The 3,057-nt window shown below is 71.9% G+C and carries 2 protein-coding genes; both read left to right on the forward strand.

Features of this window, described 5'->3' with window-relative positions; genetic code table 11:
* The first annotated feature begins 2 nt into the window (after nucleotides 1-2).
* Nucleotides 3-1,208, forward strand: coding sequence for a diaminopimelate decarboxylase (gene lysA, locus QZ753_RS02505; protein ID WP_294640909.1), 1,206 nt, complete (start codon nucleotides 3-5; stop codon nucleotides 1,206-1,208).
* A 180-nt stretch (nucleotides 1,209-1,388) separates the two neighbouring features.
* The coding region (locus QZ753_RS02510; protein WP_294640911.1) for a TIGR02302 family protein at nucleotides 1,389-3,057 on the forward strand (1,669 nt) is incomplete at its 3' end.

A 3,057-nucleotide genomic window follows, 5' to 3' on the forward strand; every position in this document is an offset into this window, starting at 1 on the left:
CGATCGCGGCCGATGTCGGAACGCCCTTCTATTGTTATTCCACCGCGACGCTGACGCGGCACTACCGCGTCTTCGCCGACGCCTTCGCCGACATCGACGCCACCGTCTGCTACGCGATGAAGGCGAACTCGAACCAGGCGGTCCTGCGGACGCTGGCGGCGCTCGGCGCCGGCGCCGACGTCGTGTCGGGCGGCGAACTCGCGCGCGCGCTCGCCGCCGGCATTCCGGCGGAGAAGATCATGTTCTCCGGCGTCGGCAAGACGGCGGCCGAGATCGACGCCGGCCTCGATGCCGGCATCTTCTGCTTCAACGTCGAGTCGGAGCCCGAGCTTCACGCGATCTCGGCGCGCGCCTCGGCCTCGGGGCGCACCGCGCACGTCTCGTTCCGCATCAACCCGGACGTCGACGCCCGAACGCACGCTAAGATTTCGACCGGCAAGAAGTCCGACAAGTTCGGCATCGCCTTCGAGCGTGCCGAGGCGGTCTACGACCTCGCGGCGACGCTGCCGGGCATCGCGGTCTCGGGCATCGACATGCATATCGGCTCGCAGATCGTCGAGCTCGAGCCCTTCGACCTCGCCTTCGCCAAGCTCGCCGAGCTGGTGCGGCGGCTGCGAGGGCGCGGCCACGACATCACCCATATCGACCTCGGCGGCGGCCTCGGCGTGCCCTACCGCCAGTCCAACGAGCTGCCGCCGGGACCTCCCGCCTATGCCGAGATCGTCAAGCGGCATGTGCGCGACCTCGGAGCGAAAGTGATCTTCGAGCCGGGCCGGCTGATCGCGGCCAATGCCGGCATCCTCGTCACGAGCGTCATCTACCGCAAGGAAGAGGCGGGCCGCACCTTCCTGATCGTCGACGCCGCGATGAACGACCTCATCCGTCCGACCCTCTACGAAGCCTGGCACGAGATCCGGCCCGTGGTGGAGCCGGAGCGCGATGCCGAATTCGTGACCGCCGATGTCGTCGGCCCGGTCTGCGAGAGCGGAGACTTCCTGGCCAAGGACCGCTCGCTGCCGGCCGCGGAAGCCGGTGATCTTCTTGCCGTCGCCTCGGCCGGCGCCTACGGGGCCGTCCAGTCGGGCACCTACAACACGCGGGCGCTGGTGCCTGAGGTGCTGGTCAGGGACGACGCCTATGCCGTGGTGCGTCCGCGCATGGAGGTCGAGGCCCTGATCGCGCTCGACCGGCTGCCGCCCTGGCTCTGACGCGCGGCGCGGCGCGGCATCACGCCCGCGTCAGCGCCTCGCCTTCGCCTCAAAAGCGGTTAGTCTGTTGAATGACTTGAGGGACGCCCGGCGCCATCGTGCACCGGCGGCGCCCTCGGCATTGAGGCGCGGAGCCCGGAGCCGGCGGCGGCACGGCCCGCCCGTTTCGAAAGCGGCTTCATGGGTCCTGAAACCTCCGGCTTCGACATGGCCCGCACCGCCTCCGTGCGCGGTGCCGCCTTTGCCGCGCTTCTGGTGGAGCGGATCTGGCCGGTCGTGGTGCGCCTCGTGGCGCTCGTCGGCATCTTCCTCGTCCTCGCCTGGTTCGGCATCCTAGCCGCCGTGCCGGATTGGCTGCGCATCGCGCTTCTCGTCGTCCTGGCTCTCGGCGCTCTCGCCATCCTCTGGGGCGCGCGGCACGTGCGCCTGCCGACGAGGGGCGACGTCGCGCGCCGCGTCGAGGCCGACAGCGCGCTTCAGCACCAGCCGTTGCAGGCGCAGGAGGACCGCGTGCCGGCGGGCGACGATTTCGCCGCCGCCCTCTGGCGCGAGCATCAGCGGCGCATGGCCGAGCGGCTGCGGGGCCTGCGTGCCTCGGGCCCGCGCACGCGCACCTACGCGATCGACCCCCACGGCCTGCGCGCCGTGCTGGCGCTTCTCGTCGTCACCGGTTTCGCCTTCTCCTTCGGCCCCCGCGGCGGGCGGATCGCCGATGCCATGGCGCCGTTCGAGACCGCGCTCGTCGCGGGCGTGCGGGTCGATGCCTGGGCGACACCGCCCGGCTACACCGGCCGCGCGCCGATCCTTCTCAGCGCCGAGGCCGCTCCGACCGGCCCGATCGTGGTGCCGGAGGGCACCGTCCTGTCGCTGCGCGTCTCCGATCGGCGCGGCACCGACGTCACGTTCCGGCCGGAGGGCGGCGAGGGGGCGCCGATCGCGCCCGTCGTGCCCGAAGGACAGGCGCCGGCCGACGAGGCGGCGCTCGCGGAGGCCGACGCGCCCGTGGCCGGCGAGTACGAGCTTCCCCTCCAGGCCAGCGGCACCGCGCGCATCGCGACGACGTTCCGCGAACTCGGCGCCTGGACCTTTTCGGTGACCCCGGACAATGCCCCGACCGTCGCCTTCCGCGGCGAGCCGAAGCCGGGGCGGAACGGCTCGCTCGATCTCGCCTTCGCGGTGAGCGACGATTACGGCGTCGCGTCGGGCGAGGCGAAGCTTGCCACGCGCGAGCCCGTGGCACCGGGCGCCCAGCCGCTGATCGCGCCGCCGGAACCTGCTCTCTCCCTGCCGCGCCGCCGCGCGGGCGAGGCGGAAGGGCGCACCAGCCTCGCGCTCGCCGACAGCCCCTATGCCGGCACGCGCGCGGCGCTGACGCTGACCGTGCGCGACGATGCGGGGCAGGTCGGCGAGACGCCGCCGCTGGAGGTGACGCTGCCCGAACGCCGCTTCACCGACCCGATGGCGCGCGCCGTCGTCGAGCAGCGTCGCATTCTCGCGCTCGACGCCAACGCCGTGCCGCGCGTCGTCTCGATGCTCGACGCGATCACGCTGCGGGGCGACGAGTTCATCCCGAACCCCTCGCACTATCTGGCGTTGCGCGCCGTGCGCGAGCGCATCGCCCATGCGCCGGACGACGAGACGCTGGTCTCGGCGGTCGATTTCCTTTGGCAGATCGCGATCGGCATCGAGGACGGCGATCTCGGCGCTTCCGAGCGGCGGCTTCGCGACCTGCAGGAGCAGCTCAGCCAGGCGCTCGAGAACGGCGCGAGCGACGAGGAGATCGCCAAGCTCATGCAGGAGCTGCGGCAGGCCATGCAGGAATACATGCAGGCCATGGCCGAGGCGATGC

The organism is uncultured Aureimonas sp., from assembly GCF_913775355.1.
GTDB lineage: Bacteria > Pseudomonadota > Alphaproteobacteria > Rhizobiales > Rhizobiaceae > Aureimonas.